This is a genomic window from Paraburkholderia sp. GAS348 (assembly GCF_050434205.1).
Classification (GTDB): Bacteria; Pseudomonadota; Gammaproteobacteria; order Burkholderiales; family Burkholderiaceae; genus Paraburkholderia.
In genome coordinates this window covers 380,556-398,410 of the sequence record NZ_JBNPVT010000005.1, presented here as the reverse complement: position 1 = coordinate 398,410, position 17,855 = coordinate 380,556, and the positions used below count along the sequence as shown (strand labels likewise).

Sequence of the window (17,855 nt, the reverse complement as noted above, 5' to 3'; positions counted from 1 at the left end):
AGCGTCAAATCGACGCCGGCCCAGGCTCAATTCAAACTCGAAAACTCAACCCGCACGCGCCAACAACAACGCGTTGGTACGCTTCACGAAGCTGGCCGGATCTTCCAGCGCGCCACCTTCGGCAAGCAGCGCCTGATCGAACAGCAGATGGCACCAGTCGTCGAAGCTCGCGCTGTCCGCATGCAAGCCCTTCACCAGCGCATGCTCCGGATTCACTTCGAGAATCGGATGGAACGACGGTGCGTCCTGGCCCGCGGCCTTCAGCATGCGCTGCAGATAGCCGCTCATTTCGCCGTCGTCGGCCACGAGGCAGGACGGCGAATCGGTCAGGCGGAACGTCAAGCGCACGTCCTTGGCCTTGTCCTTCAGCGCTTCTTTCATCTTGTCGACGAGCGGCTTGAATTCCTCGCCGACCTTCTCCTGCGCCTGCTTTTCTTCATCGTTCAGCGCGCCCAGATCGAGATCGCCGCGCGCGACGCTTTGCAGCGGCTTGCCGTCGAATTCGTTCAGGAACGACAGCATCCATTCATCGACGCGATCGGTCAGCAGCAGCACTTCCACGCCCTTCTTGCGGAACACTTCGAGATGCGGGCTGTGGGTCGCGGCCTGCCAGGCGTCGGCGGTCACGTAATAGATCTTCGTTTGCTCGGGCTTCATGCGCGCGACGTAGTCGGCGAGCGACACGGTCTGCTCCGGCGATTCCGTATGGGTCGACGCAAAACGCACCAGCTTCGCAATACGCTCGCGATTGGCGAAGTCTTCGCCGACACCTTCCTTCAGCACCTGACCGAATTCCTTCCAGAAGCCGGCGTACTTTTCGCGGTCGGCATCGTTCTCGGCGTTGGCCAGTTCTTCGAGCATCGACAGCGAACGCTTGGTCACGCCTTCGCGGATCGCCTTCACGTCGCGGCTTTCCTGCAGGATTTCGCGCGACACGTTCAACGGCAGATCGGCCGAATCGACCACACCCTTCACGAAACGCAGATACGCGGGCAGCAGTTGTTCCGCGTCGTCCATGATGAACACGCGCTTCACGTACAGCTTCAGGCCGGCGCGATGATCGCGGTTGAACATGTCGAACGGCGCATGCGTAGGCACATACAGCAGTTGCGTGTACTCGCTGCGGCCTTCGACGCGGTTATGTGTCCACGTCAGCGGATCCTGATGATCGTGCGAGAGGTGCTGATAGAACTGCTTGTACTGTTCTTCGGTGATGTCGTTCTTCGAACGGGTCCACAGCGCGCTCGCCTGGTTGACGGTCTCTTCCTCGTCCTTCGTGACCATCTCGCTCTTTTCAGCGTCCCACTCCTCCTTCGCCATCAGAATGGGCAGCGCGACGTGATCCGAGTACTTCTGGATGATCGACTTCAGACGATGCGACGACAGCAGGTCGTCTTCGTCCGCACGCAGATGCAGCGTGATGGTCGTGCCGCGCGCGGCGCGTTCTATCTGCTCCACCGCGAAATCGCCCTCGCCCGCGCTTTCCCAGCGCACGCCGTCCGAGGCCGGCAAACCGGCGCGGCGCGTTTCCACCGTGATCTTGTCCGCGACGATAAAACCCGAGTAAAAGCCCACGCCGAACTGGCCGATCAGCGCCGCATCTTTCTGCTGGTCGCCGGAGAGCTTGCCGAAAAATTCCTTGGTGCCCGAACGCGCGATCGTGCCGAGATGCGAGATCGCCTCGTCGCGGCTCATGCCGATACCGTTGTCGTCGATGGTGACGGTCCGCGCGGTCTTGTCGTACGACACGCGAATCCGCAGAGTCGGATCGTTTTCGTACAGCGCACTGTTTTCGATTGCTTCGAAGCGCAGCTTGTCGGCCGCGTCGGACGCATTCGAAATCAGCTCGCGCAGAAAAATTTCCTTGTTGCTGTACAGCGAATGGATCATCAGGTGCAGAAGTTGTTTAACTTCTGCCTGAAAGCTCATGGTTTCTTGTGCCATGGTCGGACTTCCTCTCTGTTACGAATGGGTTCTAGTCTGGCGTGGCGCTCGGCCGCGGGCCACATGGATCATATGGGCCGCCGAGGCCGTGTCGCCGGATCGCCATATTGCGCGCTAAATTGGGGCGGGCCGGCGCGGTTTCAAGAGGCGCGCCGCGCGACGCCGTCCAGATAGCGGCACAGGAATGTCGACAGCTCAGGATCGCCACAGTTGGCGATATTGAAGCGCATCCAGGTGGTCGGCGATTGCTGCGGAGAAAACAGACTCCCCGGCGTCAGCAGGAAGCCTTCTTCGTGGCCCGCGGCCGCGAGCGCGCTCGCATCGACGCCGGTGTCGGCCCATAGAAACATGCCTGCCGTGGGCGTCAGGAACAGCTTCAGGCCGGTCTTCTCGAGCATCCGCACGGATTTTTCGCGCACACCGTCGAGCCGCGCGCGTAGCCGCTCGACATGCCGGCGATAGTGGCCCTCGGTGAGAATCTTGTAGAGCACACGCTCGTTCAATTCGGGACTCGTCATGCCGACCAGCATTTTCTGATCGGCGACGGCCGTGGCCACCTCCGGGGCGCAGGCGATAAAACCCACGCGCAGATTGGGCGCCAGCGTCTTCGAAAAGCTGCCGAGGTAAATCACGCGCTTCAACTGGTCGAGGCTCGCAAGCCGCGTGCCGGGATAGCTCGGCGGGCACAGATCGCCGTAAATATCGTCTTCGACGACGATGAAGTCGTAGGCCTCAGCGAGACGCAGGATGCGGAACGCCTGCGCGGCCGTGAGTGACGTGCCGGTTGGATTCTGCAACACCGAATTGATCACCAGCATTTTCGGCCGCCACGTCTCCACCAGCGACTCGAGCGCGTCGAGGTCCGGCCCATCCGGCGTGTATGGCATGCCGACTAGCCGCGCGCCTTGCGACGCGAAGCGCCCGAACATCTGAAACCAGGCGGGATCGCCGACGATCACCGCATCGCCCGGCTTCACGTAAATTCGTGAAATCAGGTCGATGGCCTGGGTAATGCCGGAGACCATCACGATCTGATCCGGCGAAGCGCCGATTTCGAGCTCCTCCAGCCGCGTCTGCAATTGCTGGCGCAGCGGCAAAAAGCCCTGCGGCGTGCCGATGCCGAGCATCTGCGCACCGCTTTGCCGGCCGAGCGTGCGCAGCGCGTTCGTAATCAGATCGCCGTCGAGCCAGCGTCCCGGCAGGTAGCCCAGGCCCGGGCTGCGCTCGGGGCGCGCGCCCGTATGCAGCATATTGCGCAGCAGCCAGACAACGTCGATCGTCGCCGGCGCGGGCGCCGCCGCGGCGATCGTGCGGATCTCAGCCGTCGGCGCGCAGCCCAATCGTTCGCGCACATAGAAACCGGAACCGCGCCGCGACTCCAGGTAGCCCTGCGCCACCAGCCGCTCGTACGCCTCGACCACGGTAAAGCGCGATACGCCCTTGTCCAGCGCCAGCTTGCGGATCGACGGCATGCGCATGCCGGGACGGAACACGCGCTCCTCGATGCGGCGGCGCGCCCACTGGACGAGCTGCTCGACCAACGTCAGCGAGGCCGTATCGTGCGGGGTGGGAATCTGGGCAAGCGGGACGGACATAACGGGCTCCAACTGTACCGAACGGTATCGAATCGATTGTACCGTTACTGTGCCGGTCGCCACCGCTACATTCAAGGCTACATTCAAGATAAGCAACAGATGGCGAAGCGGCCCGAGCGGCATGCATTGCACACGAGCGACCTCGGACCAGACCAGCCCAAACGCCATCCGCCTGTCCCGCCGACCCGGCAAACGGTTATGCTTACGCCCCCGGCCACGCTGCTGCCGCATCCGGCGCGCGTTCCGGCTTACCGCAGAAACCGCTTTCCTGATCCGCCATGACTGCCCATTCGCTCCGTCTCGATCACCTCGTAATTTCCGCCCGCACCCTCGACGAGGGCACGCAGTACGTGGCCGACACGCTCGGCGTCGCACCGGCCGGCGGCGGCGCGCATCCGCTGATGCGCACGCACAATCGCCTGCTGAACCTGTGGGGCGGCGTGTATCTGGAGGTGATCGCGGTCGACCCGCAGGCCGCGGAACCCGCGGAGGGTGCCGCACCCCGTGCCCGCCTGTTCGCCCTCGACGACCCGGCGACGCACGCGCGGCTCGAAAAAGGGCCGTACCTGTCGCACTGGGTCGCCCGGGTCGCCCCCCCGAAGCGGCTCGCGGCGTGGCAGACGCAGTATCCACAGCGCATTGCGCCGATCGTGCCAATGACACGCGGCGATTTCAGCTGGGGCCTCTCGGTGCCTGACGACGGCGCGTTCCCCGCATGGCAAGGCGCCGGCGACGGCGTGCTGCCGTCGTTGATCCAGTGGGACACGCCGCGGCATCCGTCGGCGGCGTTGCCGGAAACAGGCATCGCACTGAAAGCTTTGAAAGCAGTACATCCGCAAGCCGACGTGATTGCCGCGCAATTGCACTGGCTGGGCGCGGCGCACCTGATCGCACTCGAACCCACGGAAGGCGCAGCGGCGCTCGTCGCCGAGTTTGAAACACCCGAGGGTCTACGGACCCTTAAATAAGCAGCGCGCGCGGGTCATCAACTCGCGCGATAATTGAAGTTTTGACCGGTTCCAGACATACCAGCAGAGGAGACCATGGACCAAAGCGACTTGAAAGCCCCCACGTGGCAACTGTCCGAACGCGCACGCAAGCTCACGAGCTCGGCGATTCGCGAGATCCTGAAGGTCACGGAACGGCCCGAAGTCATTTCGTTCGCGGGTGGCCTGCCCTCGCCGGCGACCTTCCCGGCCGAGCGCATGCGCGAAGCATCCGACCGCATTTTGCGCGACGCGCCCGCCGCGGCCTTGCAATACAGCGCGACTGAAGGCTATCTGCCGCTGCGCGAATGGATCGCGCAACGCTATTCGGTGAACGGCGCGCAGATTCGCCCTTCGCAGGTACTGATCACGACCGGCTCGCAACAGGCGCTCGACCTGCTCGGCAAAGTGCTGGTGTGCCCGGACAGCCCCGTGCTGGTCGAAACGCCGACCTATCTCGGCGCGCTGCAATCGTTCTCGATGTACGAACCGCGCTACGTGCAGGTGCCGACCGACGAGCAAGGCCTGATTCCTGAAGCGCTTACGCCCGAACTGACGGCCGGCGCGCGCCTGTTGTATGCACAACCGAACTTCCAGAATCCGACGGGCCGCCGCCTGCCAGTCGAGCGCCGCCGCGCCTTGGCCGCGTTTGCGAAGACCGCACCGTTCCCGGTGATCGAAGACGATCCCTACGGCGCGCTCGACTACGCCGGTGAACCGCTGCCCACCATGCTGTCGATGGCGCCGGATCACATCGTCCATCTCGGCTCGTTCTCGAAGGTGCTGGCGCCGGGCCTGCGGGTCGGCTACATCATTGCGCCCGAAGAATTGATCTTCAAGCTCGTGCAGGCCAAGCAAGCCACCGATCTGCACACGCCGAGCTTCACGCAGCGCATCGTGTACGAAGTGATCAAGGACGGCTTCCTCGACACGCACGTGCCGACCATTCGCGAGCTGTATCGCGATCAATGCGCGGCGATGCTCGCCTCGCTCGCACGCTACATGCCCGAAGGCGTAAGCTGGAACCGGCCGGAAGGCGGCATGTTCGTGTGGGTGAATCTGCCCGCACAGATCGACAGCATGAAGCTGCTCGAAGAAGCCGTCGCGCAGAATGTGGCGTTCGTGCCGGGCGGTCCGTTCTTCGCGAGCGAAGCCCAGCACAACACGCTGCGCCTGTCGTTCGTCACGGTGCCGCCGGCCAAGATCGACGAAGGCGTGTCGCGTCTTGCGGCGCTGATCCGCGCGAAGGTCTAAGCGACCCGGCCACCTCGCCGGGTTACCGAATTTCACTACTGACCAAGGACACACCATGGCTCAAACGAATGTGTACGACAAGCTTAAGGAACTGGGCATCGAACTGCCGAGCGCAGGCGCTCCGGCAGCCGCCTATGTGATGAGCGCGCAAAGCGGCAACACGGTATACCTGTCCGGTCACATCGCCAAGAAGGACGGCAAGGTGTGGGCCGGCAAGCTCGGTGCCACCCTCACCACCGAAGAAGGCAAGGCCGCCGCACGCTCGATCGCGATCGACCTGCTCGCCACGCTGCACGCGCATGTGGGCGATCTGAATCGCGTCACGCGCATCGTCAAGCTGATGAGCCTCGTCAACTCCACGCTCGAATTCACCGAGCAGCATCTGGTCACCAACGGCGCGTCCGAACTGATCGCGGACGTGTTCGGCGAGCGCGGCAAGCATGCGCGCTCGGCGTTCGGCGTGGCGCAGATTCCGCTCGGCGCATGCGTCGAGATCGAGATGATCGCCGAGGTCGAGTAACGCACGCCAACAGGTTCGGCCGCTGGTTTGCCCAGCGGGTCGTCCTGAACATTCTGAACGCGTCGCGAGGTGCCGGTCACCCGCGGCGCGTTTTGCATGTGTGAAGAGGTGGATCGTTCCTTTGTCACCGGATAGAATCCGCGAATCCTACCCACCTGCTGGATTCGCCGGATTGCGCCCGATGCCCGCCAACACCGTTCGTTTTAAACAGGTCGACGTATTCACGTCGGTGCCGTTCAAAGGCAATCCGCTTGCTGTCGTGTTCGACGCCGACGCGCTCGATGCGAATCAGATGCAGGCGATCGCGCACTGGACCAATCTGTCCGAAACCACCTTCCTGCTGAAACCGACCGACCGGGCGGCCGATTATCGCGTGCGTATTTTCACAACGCATGGCGAACTGCCGTTCGCCGGTCATCCGACACTCGGCACCGCGCATGCGCTGCTCGAAAGCGGGTATCGACCGAAGCAGGCCGGCAAACTGGTGCAGCAATGCGGCGTGGGTCTTGTCGAATTGCAAGCACTGACTGAATCTGGATCGGCCGGCAACGTGCAAGGCGGCTGGGCTTTCGCCGCGCCTCCCGCGCGCGTCACGGCGCTCCCTCAAGATCGGTACGCGGCACTGGCTGCAGCTTTGCGTAGTGACGCAATCGATTTCAGTGCAACGCCCTGCGCGGTCGACAATGGTGCACCATGGCTCGTAGTACGCGTCAATTCAGCGCGCGACTGTCTCGCGCTGGAACCCGACGCCGCTGCGCTCGCCGATCTCGTGCATGCGATGGGTACCCATGGTCTCGCCGTCTACGGCGCGCACGGCGCTGACGGCCCGGCCACCTTCGAGGTGCGCTGCCTGATGACAGGCGGTGGCTTCGGCATTGGCGAAGATCCGGTAACGGGCAGCGCGAACGCCGCGCTTGCGGGCCTCCTGAGCGCCCAGCAGTTACGCCCGGGCTCACACTACACGGCCCGCCAAGGCACCGTACTGGGCCGCGCCGGCAACGTTTCGGTGCACTACGACGACGCAGCCGGCAAGACGTGGATCGGTGGGCCGTCGATGACGATCGTCGACGGCACGTTCCGGTTGCCATGAACGGCGCGATTAATGCGCTATGCATGATGAGAGGCCTGGCACACCTGAATTCCGGATCCCGATGAAATATTCGAATACGAATGCCAGGCTGCGGCCCCAAGGCTGGCCGCGCCGGCTGCGAATTCACCCGGATGGGACGGTCGGCCGCGCCCGCGTATACCCGATGCCCGGACCCTTCCTTAATCCAGTGGCATTAAGTAATATCGAAACGTACCCGACGACCTGCGGACGGTCAGGCACGACGCCACGCCCCCTTCCCCTGCGCAGCAGTTCCGGCACCTTGGTCACCATGCAGCCACCCATGAAATTAGCGCAGTCGATGCTCGCGCAGTTGCAGCTGGCCGGCACCAGGGCACGGGCCGCACGATGAGCCAGTCCCGCTTCTCCGACCAGCACGAAGCCAAGCCCCGCCGCGACCCTGCCGTGTCGCGCCGCCGTGCCTTGCTCGTCATTCCCGCGCTCGGCGTGCTGGTCCTGATCCTGCTTTGGACCGTGATCTTCGCGCGTCTGTCGGTTGAGAAAGAAGCCACGAATCGTGAAGCGATGGCCTCCGCTGCGATTCTCTCCGCGGCGCTGGAGCAGCATACGGTCAAGGCGATTCACCAGGTCGACCAGATCACCCGCTTCGTCAAATACGAGTTCGAGAAAACGCCGAATCACTTCGATCTCTCCAGCACAGTCGAAAAAGGCGTGGTGCAAAGCGAGACACTGGTGCAGGTGTCGCTGATCGACGAGCACGGCAGGCTGATCGCCAACACGGCCGAACTCAATCCCAAACACATCGATCTGTCGGACCGCGAACACTTCAAGGTCCACGAACACGAGAACGACGACCAGTTGTACATCAGCAAGCCGGTGCTCGGCCGCATATCCGGCCACTGGACCTTGCAGATGACGCGGCGCCTGAATCATCCCGACGGCTCGTTCGCGGGGGTCGTGGTGGTCTCCGAGGACCCCAGCTATTTCACCAGCGACTTCTACAACAACGCGGCCATCGGCCGAGAAGGCGTGATCGCGGTGATCTCGGACAACGGCACGGTGTTGGCGCGCCGCACGGGCAGCGCCGAAAGCGCCAACGGTGCATTCTCGGCGAGCGGTTCGTATCCGACCTCGGAGCATGTGTCGGGCACCTACGTCGATTCGATCGACAACGTCACGCGCATCGTCTCGTACCGGCATATCGACGGCTATCCGCTCGGCGTGCTGGTGGGCCTGTCGCAAGCCGAAGAATTCGCCGACTACAACCACACGCGCAACGTCTATCTGCTGATGGCCAGCTTCGTCTCGCTCGCGATGCTGAGCTTCTTCGCGGTGGCCACCGGGTTGATCGGCAAGCTGCTCGGGCGCGAGCGGGAAATGACGCATCTGGTCGAATACGATCTGCTAACCGGTTTGCGCAATCGCTATGCGACGCTGCAAACGCTGCGGCACGACGTGGTTCAGCCCGCCAATCTCGGCCGCCTCGCGATTCTTTTCATCGACCTCGACAACTTCAAGACCGTCAATGACACGCTTGGCCACAACGCCGGCGACATCGTGTTGCAAATGACGGCCTCGCGCCTCGCCGCCGCGGTCGGCGACTGCGGCACGCTGAGCCGCATCGGCGGGGACGAGTTCGTCGTGGTGATCAAGGGCGACGACGTCGAGAAGCGCGCGGTCACACTCGCCGAAGCGGCGGCCGAAGTATTCGCCCAGCCTTTCGAAGTGCGCGGCAGCTCGTTCGTATTGCATGCAAGCATCGGCATCGCGCTCTACTCGGTCGCCAACGAGAACGAAATCGACCTGCTGAAAAAAGCCGACCTCGCGATGTACAGCGCCAAAGACGCGGGCAAGAACTGCTACCAGTTCTATTCGCCGCAGTTGTCGCACCGCGCGGACCATTTGATGAAGTGGGAACAGCAGTTGCGCGTCGCGCTCGCCGAAGGCCAGCTGTTTCTCGCCTATCAGCCGAAGATCGATCTGACGCGCCGCTGCATCACCGGGTTTGAAGCGCTGGTGCGCTGGAACCATCCGCAACACGGTCTGATCCCGGCCAACGAATTCATTCCAGTCGCCGAATCGACCGGCCTGATCGTGCCGATCGGCGACTTCGTGATCGAAACCGCCTGCCGTCAACTGGCGTTGTGGCAGCAACAGGGCTACGACACGCTGTCGCTTGCAGTGAACATCTCCGCGGTGCAGTTCTGGCGCGGCGATCTATACGAAACCATCGCGCACGCAATCGAGGAAAGCGGCATCTCCGCGCGCCGCCTCGAACTTGAAATCACCGAGACGGCGATGATGGAATACCCCGAACTCGTCTCGGAGAAGATCTTCGCGTTGAAGCGCCTCGGCGTGCGCATTGCGCTCGACGACTTCGGCACAGGCTATTCGTCGCTCTCCTATCTGAACCGCTTCTCGGTCGACACGCTGAAGGTGGACCGTTCGTTCGTCCAGGCGATTCCCGGTGACCGCAGCGTGTGCGTGATGGTCACTGCGATCGTCAACCTGGCGCGTTCGCTCGGGCTCACGGTAGTAGTCGAAGGCACCGAGACCGAAGAGCAGATCGCGTGGCTCGCCGCGCTCGGCCATATCGAGGCGCAGGGCTTCCTGTTCTCGCGTCCGGTGCCGGTCGACGCGATTCCGGCACTGCTCGAACGCTTCGGCGTATGCGGCATGAAGGGTCACCGCGCCGCGCATGAAACCGACAGCACCAACAGCGTGTCCAGCACCAGCGCGAGCACCAATAGCTGAGCGCGGCCCGGCTGTGGCGCGCCTAGCACACGGGCGCAGCGCCCAGCCTTTAGACGGATAAGCGGCGCCCCGCGCTTATCCAACCGCAGCATCGCAAAACCCGCTACATTCACGCTGTACCGCGTTACAGTGCGATGCCGGCTGCCGGCGCACCAACACACACAACGATGATCCCAAGGGGCGGGCCGCCCGCGTACCGGCGCCCGCGGCGCCATGCAGACGATCACGAGCCAGGATGCCGCAAGGCGAGGAAGACGAGAACCGCTATGGACGCTGTTCCGGGTCGTGTTCGGCCTGTCGGCGCTGTCGTGGGGCGGCCTCGCGCTGATGGCGCAACTTGAAAACCACTACGTGGAACGCGAAGGGCGGCTCTCGCGCGTGGCCTTTTCCGATCTGATCGCGCTTGCCTGGATGGTGCCCGGACCGGTGGGCTGCAACGTCGCCGTGCAACTGGGACATGCGCTGCGCGGACGCGCCGGCGCCTGGGTGGCCGGCGTCGCAAGCGTGCTGCCTTTTTTCATGCTGATGACGCTGTTCGCGATCTTCTATCGCACGCCGCTCGTGCGCGCCGCTGCCTCTCAAACTTTGCTCAATCATTTCAGCGTGGTGCTGGCCACGCTGATCGCGATCACCTGGTACAAACAGACGCGCGCGCTGGTGCGCGGCAAGCTCGAATGGATCGCGGCGGTGCTCGGGTGTGTAGCGCTCTTCTATGCGCACAGTCCCGCGGCGTACGTGGTGATGCTCAGCACGGCTTTCGGCACCGGCTGGCTGGTCAGCACGGATCGCAATGCACGCATCGCCGTGTCGATCGGTCGCGGCGACTGGCACATGCTGGCCGCACTGTGCGTGCTGCTGGCGATATTCGCACTGCCGTTGCCGCATCGCTATGAGCTGGCGCTGCTATGGCCACGACTGGCTGGTGCGGGCATGACGTTGTTCGGCGGCGGTTTCTCGGCGTTGCCGGTGCTCAAGACGCTGTTCGTCACGCCAGCCATCGGTGTATCGGATAACGACTTCACCTTGGCGTTTTCGCTATCGCCGTTATCGCCTGGACCGCTGTTGAACGTGGTGCCGTTCTTCGGCTATCTGGTGGATGGCTGGGTGGGCGCGCTGATTGCTACGCTCGCGCTTTTTGTGCCGTCGGGCTGCCTCGTGGTGCTGGCGCAGCGGCATCTGCATCAGTTGAAGGCCAATCCGCGTTTCGAGCACGGCATGCGGATCCTGCGCGCGGTCACCACCGCGTTTCTGGCGGTGGCGGTACTGCGCATCGCGGGGCATGTGCCGTTCAAACCTGAGTATCTGGTGACGGCGCTGTTCTCCGCCATGTGCTTCGCGAAACTCAAGGTGCCGGTGTATGTGGTGTACGGGACTGTGGCGATCGTGTGTGGGCTGTGGCTTGCCTGCGGCGCCATGCCGTAGTCGGTGGTGGCCCGCGCTTGATAACCGGTATTCATTCGCGCGCTTCAGAGCCGTCACTCACGCTCGCGCTGTGAAGCCGTACTCCACGACGCGAGCAGAATGTCGCGGTAAGTAGTCGGGCTTCAGAACCCGCGCGAGAGCACCGCCACACCGATCGTCACCACGCCCAGCACGATATTCACCAGCACCAGACGCCGGATCGTGCCGACCGCTTGCGCGCCGTCCGGCCACTTCTGCGCCTGCACCGCGCGGCGAATGCGCGGGAACACGGCGAAGCGAATGTGTCCGAAGATCAGCATCATCACGATGCCGATGCCGGCCATGGCATGCAACGGCCACGTGGCGTGACCGCCGCCGAATTGCATCAGCAGGAAACCGCCAGTGAGTAGAATCACCAGCACGGCTGCCGCGACCCAGTTGAAGAAGCGGCCGAACACCGACTCCCACAAAGGCAGACGAAGTTGCGGCGAAAGATCGGCAATGGCCGGGCGCAGACAGAAATGCGCAAACACCATTCCACCCACCCACACCGCGACCGCGAGCAGATGCAAAAAGAGTGCGAGTTCGATAGCTTTGTTCATGTTGTTTTCCTCTCCCGACGACGCCACACCGCTTGTGACGAGTGATATTAGTAGCGGCTATTGAGCGCATTCGACTGCGCGCTATGCGTGCAGTTCCATGTACTGGCGGCGTCTTAACATTCCTTGTAGTTGTTATTGCAACGCGCCCGATGCCGCGACGGCGTTACACCCCGGATTTTTGCTACGCGCGGCGTGCGCTTTAAAGCGCACGATGTGGCTGCTTGTGTTTCGAAGCACACGCCGCGTTCATGCCTGGCCCCACTCTACTTCTATCTGCTTCTATTTGCTATTACGCCGCGAGCACCGGACGCATACCGTCGAGCTTCATCTTGCTCTCAGGCGCACGCCCCTTGCGCGCCCGCTTGCCAATGTGCGGCGTGAGTGTGGCGACGCTCAGCTTCTCTTCGTCGACACGGCCACCGCGACGCGTGCCGATCAACACCACGCCCGCTTTGTTGATGGACAGCGCCTGCAGCAGCGTTTCATTGTCGTCGAGCGCCATCAGCGTGACGCCGCGTCCGCCGCCCGAGAGCGTCTTCATCTCGTCGAGGCCGAACACCAGCAGGCGCCCGCCTGAAGACAGACAGGCAATCTGCGTCGCATCCGGCAGCATCGGCATCGGCGCGAGCGGCGCAGCACCCGCGTCGATCGTCATGAACGATTTGCCGGCCTTCACGCGGCTCACCATGTCGCCGACCTTGGCGACAAAGCCAAAGCCGTTGCTCGACGCGAGCAGCAATGCCTGATCCGCGGAAGCCGCGTAGTAATGCATCAGGTGGCTGCCCGACTCGAGTTCGATCAGCGACGTGACCGGCACGCCATCACCCCGCCCGCCCGGCAGCATCGCAACCGCCACCGAATAGACGCGGCCATTGCTGCCCCATGCAACCAGCGTATCCGGCGTGCGGCACTGGAACGCCGCGTAGAGTCCATCGCCCGCCTTGAACGTGAAGCCGGCTACATCCAGGCCGTGACCCTTCAGCGCGCGGACCCAGCCCTTCTGCGACACCACCACCGTCACCGGCTCGTCGACCACGCGTGCTTCGAACGTAGCGCGCTTTTCCTGCTGGATCAGCGTGCGGCGCTCGTCGCCGTATTGTTTCGCGTCGCCTTCGATTTCCTTGATGAGCAGACGCTTCATCGCCGATTCGCTGCCGAGCAGTTCTTCGAGCTTGGCCTTCTCGTCGCGCAATTCGGCCAACTCCTTCTCGATCTTGATCTTCTCGAGACGCGCCAACTGACGCAAGCGGATTTCGAGAATGTCTTCGGTCTGCCGGTCCGACAAGCCGAACGCGGCCATCAGCGCGGCCTTCGGCTCGTCCGATTCGCGGATGATGCGGATGACTTCGTCGATATTCAAAAAGACGATCATCCGGCCTTCAAGAATATGAATCCGGTCGTCGACCTTGCTCAAGCGATGACGCGTGCGCCGCGTGACCGTCGCGAAGCGGAACGCGATCCACTCGTGGATGATTTCGCTCAGGCCCTTCTGACGCGGCCGGCCATCGCCACCCACCATCACCATATTGAGCGACGCGTTCGATTCGAGGCTCGTATGGGCGAGCAGCGAATTGACGAATTCGGTTTGATCGATGCGGCTCGACTTCGGCTCGAACACGAGGCGCACCGGCGAGTCCCGTCCCGATTCGTCGCGCACCGCGTCGAGCAGCGCGAGCATGGTCTGCTTGGTCTGCAGCTGTTCGGGCGTGAGCGCCTTCTTGCCGAGTTTGATCTTCGGGTTGGTCTGCTCTTCGATTTCTTCGAGCACCTTCTGCGCGGCCGTGTTCGGCGGCAGTTCGGTGATCACGAGTTGCCACTGGCCGCGCGCAAGCTCTTCGATCTTCCAGCGAGCGCGCACTTTAAGGCTGCCGCGGCCGCTTTCGTAGGCCGCGGAAATCTCGGCGTCGCTCGAAATGATCTGGCCGCCGCCCGGAAAGTCCGGCCCCGCGATGTGTTGCATCAACTCGGCGTGCTCGATCTTCGGATTACGGATCATCGCGACCGCAGCCGCTGCGACTTCGCGCAGATTGTGCGACGGGATTTCCGTGGCCAGACCGACTGCAATGCCGGATGCGCCGTTCAGCAACACGAACGGCAAGCGCGCGGGCAACAGCTTCGGCTCCTCGAACTCGCCGTCGTAGTTCTTCATGAAGTCGACCGTGCCTTGGTCGATCTCATCGAGCAAGAGCTTCGCGATCGGCGTCAGGCGCGCTTCGGTGTACCGCATTGCCGCTGCGCCGTCGCCGTCGCGCGAACCGAAGTTGCCCTGGCCGTCGATCAGCGGATAGCGCATCGAAAAATCTTGCGCGAGACGCACCAGCGCGTCGTACGCCGACTGGTCGCCGTGCGGGTGGTACTTACCGAGCACGTCGCCGACCACGCGCGCCGACTTGACGGGCTTGGCGTTGTCGCCGAGGCCCATGTCGTTCATGGCGAACAGAATGCGGCGCTGCACCGGCTTCTGGCCGTCGCATACGTCCGGCAGCGCGCGGCCCTTGACCACGCTCACCGCGTAGTCGAGGTACTGCCGTTCCGCATAGTTGCCGAGCGTCAGGAAGTCGCCTTCCGGGGGCGGCGGCTCGGTGAAAAGGTCGAGAGTGTTATCGTCGTCCATCTAGATTCCGTATCCGTGTTTGGCGTGAAATTTCGTGCGAAGGCAGAGCGTTGTTAAGAACGCTCGCTCAGATATCCGCTTCCACTTCGTTGCCCTTTTCTTCCAGCCAGCTGCGCCGTGACGCCGCTTCGCCCTTGCCCATCAGCATCGTCATGCGCGCCACCGTGGTGTCGTAGTCGAGTTCGCCAAGCGCCACCGGCGTCAGGCGCCGCGTGTCGGGGTTCATCGTGGTGTCCCACAACTGCTCCGCACTCATTTCGCCCAAGCCTTTGAAGCGGCTGATGGACCATTGCGTGTCGCGTACGCCGTCTTTGCGCAGCTTGTCGAGGATCGCTTCGAGCTCGCCTTCGTCGAGCGCGTAGAGCTTCTGCGCCGGCTTCTTGCCGCGCGCGGGCGCATCGACCCGGAACAGCGGCGGACGCGCCACGCACACATGCCCGCGTTCGATCAGCTGCGGGAAATGCTTGAAGAACAGCGTGAGCAGCAGCACCTGGATGTGCGAACCGTCGACGTCGGCGTCCGACAAGATGCAGATCTTGCCGTAACGCAGATTCGACAGATCGACCTTGTCGTCCGGGCTATGCGGATCGACGCCGATCGCTACCGAAATGTCGTGCACTTCGTTGTTGGCGAACAGGCGGTCGCGCTCGGTTTCCCAGGTGTTCAGCACCTTGCCGCGCAGCGGCAGGATTGCCTGGTATTCCTTGTCGCGGCCCATCTTTGCCGAGCCGCCCGCCGAGTCACCCTCGACGAGGAACAGTTCGTTGCGGCCGATTTCCGTCGATTCGCAATCGGTCAGCTTGCCCGGCAGCACGGCCACGCCCGAGCTCTTGCGCTTCTCGACCTTCTGGCCGGCGCGCGTACGCGCCTGCGCCTGCTTGATGACGAGGTCGGCGAGTTTCTTGCCGTGCTCGACGTGCTGGTTCAGCCACAGCTCCAAAGCCGGCCGCGAGAACGACGACACCAGTTTCACCGCATCGCGGCTATTCAGGCGCTCCTTGATCTGTCCTTGGAATTGCGGATCGAGCACCTTCGCCGACAGCACGAACGACACGCGCGCGAATACGTCTTCCGCCAGCAGCTTGACGCCCTTCGGCTGCAGGTTATGCAACTCGACAAAGCTCTTCACCGCCTGGAACAGACCGTCACGCAAACCGGATTCGTGCGTGCCGCCCGCAGGCGTCGGAATCAGGTTGACGTACGACTCGCGCATCAGCGTGCCTTCTTCGCTCCATGCGACGACCCATGCAGCGCCCTCGCCTTCAGCAAACGTCTCTTCGCTGGCGCGTGAATTTTCGACATAGCGCTCGCCTTCGAACAGTGGAATCAGCAGATCGCTGCCGTTCATGCCTTCGAGCAGGTAGCCGCGCAAACCGTCTTCGTATTTCCAGGTTTGCTGCTCGCCGGTTTTCTCGTTGATCAGCGTGACTTCTACGCCCGGCAACAGCACCGCTTTCGAGCGCAGCAGACGTTGCAGTTCGCCGAGCGGCAGGTTCGGCGAATCGAAGTACTTCGGATTGGCCCACGCGGTGACGCGTGTGCCGGACTTCTTGTCGGCCTTTGTTGCGGGCCGCACTTCGAGTTGCTTCGCGACGTCGCCATTGGCAAAGCTCAATTCGGCGACTTTGCCGTCGCGCCACACGGTGACGTCGAGGCGCGTGGACAGCGCGTTGGTGACCGACACGCCGACGCCGTGCAGGCCGCCCGAGAACGTGTAGGCGCCGCCGGCGGCTTTATCGAACTTGCCGCCCGCGTGCAGGCGCGTGAAAACGATTTCGACAACCGGCACGCCTTCTTCCGGATGCAGGCCGAACGGAATGCCGCGGCCGTCGTCTTCGACCGAGACCGAATGGTCCGTGTGGAGCGTGACCGTGATTTGCCGGCCGTGGCCGCCAAGGGCCTCGTCCGACGCGTTGTCGATAACTTCCTGAATGATGTGCAGCGGATTTTCGGTGCGGGTGTACATCCCGGGCCGTTGCTTGACCGGCTCCAGGCCCTTCAACACCTTGATCGACGCTTCGCTATACGCGGCGTTTGGCTTTTTCGTAGACATGGTTGACTCGGGTGCGTCGGTTCATCGTTGTCCACAGGTCCTGTGGACAGGTCCGTGGACAATGCGTTGAGTTTTCAAAAAAAGCGAAACGAAACAACGGGGTTAGGTGGGGTGCCCGCAGTGCGGGCAACGTGTTTTATCGCCTGGCTTCCCATGGGCGCGCTCGACGGCGGCTCGATGCGGGCTCCACAGCCCGGCAACGGCCAGCCGGTGCGAACGCCGGGGGAAGCCTGTTCGCGGGGTATTTTACTGATTTCGATACTAGGAGCAATTTGCCGGATGTCCGATCGGCCGTTTGGTAGAGGGCGGATAGGCTAATCCGGGTAGATTGCGACGGCGGTGAACGGCACACATATATAATCTGAACTCTCCCCCACGCCGTTGTCGGAGTGCCGAAATGAGACCTTCTGAAGCGCTTAGCGCCCATCGCACCGAAGTCAGGAAGATCGTCGCCGAGCATCATGCCATCAATGCCCGCGTCTTCGGCTCCGCGATTCGCGGCGAAGACCGCGACGACAGCGATCTCGATCTGCTCGTCGACCCGACCCCCGAAACGACGTTGCTGGATATCGCCCGCATTCAGAGCCGCTTGCAAAGACTTCTCGGCGTTTCGGTTGACGTCCTGACTCCCAAAGCGCTTCCGGAAGCGTTCCGCGCCCGCGTCGTTGCCGAAGCGGTGCCGGTGTGAGAAAGAGCGATTTGCGGGTGGCCGACTACGTTGACCATATGCTCAATGCCATCGAGCGGATTCAGCGCTACACGCAGGGTATGACTGATTCGACGTTTCTGGGCGACGAATTGGTACAAGATGCCGTGATTCGAAATCTGGAAATCGTCGGAGAGGCGGCGCGTAACATTGAGCGCGACCACCCGGCATTCGCCGCCGCCTACGCCGAAGTTCCGTGGGAGGAAATGTACCTCATGCGCAATCGTGTCGCGCATGGTTACTTTTCAATCGACCTTGGAATCGTGTGGCAGACCCTGCAACGTGAACTACCCGATCTCCATCAGCTGCTTTCGGGCCTGAAAAACGCGTAAGCGAGGCACGCGCCTTTCGGCCCAC

13 protein-coding genes are annotated in these 17,855 nt (G+C 62.8%); 8 read left to right on the top strand and 5 right to left on the bottom strand.

Annotated elements, in window-relative coordinates; genetic code table 11:
- Window positions 1-45: 45 nt before the first annotated feature.
- Window positions 46-1,944 carry a molecular chaperone HtpG gene (htpG, locus tag P3T22_RS12160; RefSeq protein ID WP_429325077.1) on the bottom strand — a complete coding sequence of 633 codons (1,899 nt, stop codon included), beginning with the start codon at window positions 1,942-1,944 and terminating at the stop codon, window positions 46-48.
- A 140-nt stretch (window positions 1,945-2,084) separates the two neighbouring features.
- A complete protein-coding gene (locus P3T22_RS12155) occupies window positions 2,085-3,539 on the bottom strand; it encodes a PLP-dependent aminotransferase family protein (RefSeq protein ID WP_063495158.1) in 1,455 nt (484 codons plus the stop codon).
- Window positions 3,540-3,817: 278 nt separating this feature from the next.
- On the opposite strand from P3T22_RS12155, the gene P3T22_RS12150 reads away from it, so the two are divergent.
- The 6 genes from P3T22_RS12150 (at window position 3,818) to P3T22_RS12125 (ending at window position 11,544) form a co-directional block, all read left to right on the top strand.
- A complete protein-coding gene (locus tag P3T22_RS12150; protein ID WP_429325076.1) occupies window positions 3,818-4,507 on the top strand; it encodes a VOC family protein in 690 nt (229 codons plus the stop codon).
- Window positions 4,508-4,582: 75 nt separating this feature from the next.
- Window positions 4,583-5,779, top strand: coding sequence for a PLP-dependent aminotransferase family protein (locus P3T22_RS12145; protein ID WP_063495156.1), 1,197 nt, complete (start codon window positions 4,583-4,585; stop codon window positions 5,777-5,779).
- A gap of 55 nt (window positions 5,780-5,834) precedes the next feature.
- Window positions 5,835-6,299 (top strand): RidA family protein, encoded by a 465-nt coding sequence (locus P3T22_RS12140; protein ID WP_063495155.1) that lies wholly within the window; start codon window positions 5,835-5,837, stop codon window positions 6,297-6,299.
- 181 nt (window positions 6,300-6,480) lie between these two features.
- On the top strand, window positions 6,481-7,389 hold the full coding sequence (locus P3T22_RS12135) for a PhzF family phenazine biosynthesis protein (protein WP_429325075.1): 909 nt from the start codon (window positions 6,481-6,483) through the stop codon (window positions 7,387-7,389).
- A 366-nt stretch (window positions 7,390-7,755) separates the two neighbouring features.
- Complete coding sequence (locus tag P3T22_RS12130) at window positions 7,756-10,122, top strand: bifunctional diguanylate cyclase/phosphodiesterase (protein WP_429325074.1); 2,367 nt, start codon at window positions 7,756-7,758, stop codon at window positions 10,120-10,122.
- A 213-nt stretch (window positions 10,123-10,335) separates the two neighbouring features.
- Window positions 10,336-11,544, top strand: a complete 1,209-nt coding sequence (locus tag P3T22_RS12125; protein WP_063495152.1) for a chromate transporter — start codon at window positions 10,336-10,338, stop codon at window positions 11,542-11,544.
- A gap of 122 nt (window positions 11,545-11,666) precedes the next feature.
- Here the strand turns inward: P3T22_RS12125 and P3T22_RS12120 are convergent, their stop codons facing one another.
- The 3 genes from P3T22_RS12120 to P3T22_RS12110 all read right to left on the bottom strand — a co-directional run bounded on the left by P3T22_RS12120 (window position 11,667) and on the right by P3T22_RS12110 (window position 16,792).
- Window positions 11,667-12,125 carry a CopD family protein gene (locus P3T22_RS12120; RefSeq protein ID WP_063495151.1) on the bottom strand — a complete coding sequence of 153 codons (459 nt, stop codon included), beginning with the start codon at window positions 12,123-12,125 and terminating at the stop codon, window positions 11,667-11,669.
- A gap of 289 nt (window positions 12,126-12,414) precedes the next feature.
- Entirely contained in the window at window positions 12,415-14,739 is a 2,325-nt protein-coding gene (parC, locus tag P3T22_RS12115; RefSeq protein ID WP_429325073.1) for a DNA topoisomerase IV subunit A, read from the bottom strand.
- Between the two features lie 67 nt (window positions 14,740-14,806).
- Window positions 14,807-16,792: a DNA topoisomerase IV subunit B gene (locus tag P3T22_RS12110; protein ID WP_429325072.1), complete on the bottom strand. Its 1,986-nt coding sequence runs from the start codon at window positions 16,790-16,792 to the stop codon at window positions 14,807-14,809.
- A 397-nt stretch (window positions 16,793-17,189) separates the two neighbouring features.
- Here P3T22_RS12110 and P3T22_RS12105 point away from each other — a divergent pair, with 397 nt between their 5' ends.
- Complete coding sequence (locus P3T22_RS12105) at window positions 17,190-17,480, top strand: nucleotidyltransferase family protein (RefSeq protein WP_054035041.1); 291 nt, start codon at window positions 17,190-17,192, stop codon at window positions 17,478-17,480.
- Window positions 17,477-17,830: a HepT-like ribonuclease domain-containing protein gene (locus P3T22_RS12100; protein WP_429325071.1), complete on the top strand. Its 354-nt coding sequence runs from the start codon at window positions 17,477-17,479 to the stop codon at window positions 17,828-17,830. Before P3T22_RS12105 ends, P3T22_RS12100 begins: the two co-directional genes overlap by 4 nt.
- Window positions 17,831-17,855: the final 25 nt, after the last annotated feature.

What these genes read in the sequence shown, in the direction of transcription:
- htpG (WP_429325077.1), bottom strand. Translation starts at nt 1,944, where the DNA reads ATGGCACAAGAAACCATGAGCTTTCAGGCAGAAGTTAAACAACTTCTG.
- P3T22_RS12155 (WP_063495158.1), bottom strand. Translation starts at nt 3,539, where the DNA reads ATGTCCGTCCCGCTTGCCCAGATTCCCACCCCGCACGATACGGCCTCG.
- P3T22_RS12150 (WP_429325076.1), top strand. Translation starts at nt 3,818, where the DNA reads ATGACTGCCCATTCGCTCCGTCTCGATCACCTCGTAATTTCCGCCCGC.
- P3T22_RS12145 (WP_063495156.1), top strand. Translation starts at nt 4,583, where the DNA reads ATGGACCAAAGCGACTTGAAAGCCCCCACGTGGCAACTGTCCGAACGC.
- P3T22_RS12140 (WP_063495155.1), top strand. Translation starts at nt 5,835, where the DNA reads ATGGCTCAAACGAATGTGTACGACAAGCTTAAGGAACTGGGCATCGAA.
- P3T22_RS12135 (WP_429325075.1), top strand. Translation starts at nt 6,481, where the DNA reads ATGCCCGCCAACACCGTTCGTTTTAAACAGGTCGACGTATTCACGTCG.
- P3T22_RS12130 (WP_429325074.1), top strand. Translation starts at nt 7,756, where the DNA reads ATGAGCCAGTCCCGCTTCTCCGACCAGCACGAAGCCAAGCCCCGCCGC.
- P3T22_RS12125 (WP_063495152.1), top strand. Translation starts at nt 10,336, where the DNA reads ATGCAGACGATCACGAGCCAGGATGCCGCAAGGCGAGGAAGACGAGAA.
- P3T22_RS12120 (WP_063495151.1), bottom strand. Translation starts at nt 12,125, where the DNA reads ATGAACAAAGCTATCGAACTCGCACTCTTTTTGCATCTGCTCGCGGTC.
- parC (WP_429325073.1), bottom strand. Translation starts at nt 14,739, where the DNA reads ATGGACGACGATAACACTCTCGACCTTTTCACCGAGCCGCCGCCCCCG.
- P3T22_RS12110 (WP_429325072.1), bottom strand. Translation starts at nt 16,792, where the DNA reads ATGTCTACGAAAAAGCCAAACGCCGCGTATAGCGAAGCGTCGATCAAG.
- P3T22_RS12105 (WP_054035041.1), top strand. Translation starts at nt 17,190, where the DNA reads ATGAGACCTTCTGAAGCGCTTAGCGCCCATCGCACCGAAGTCAGGAAG.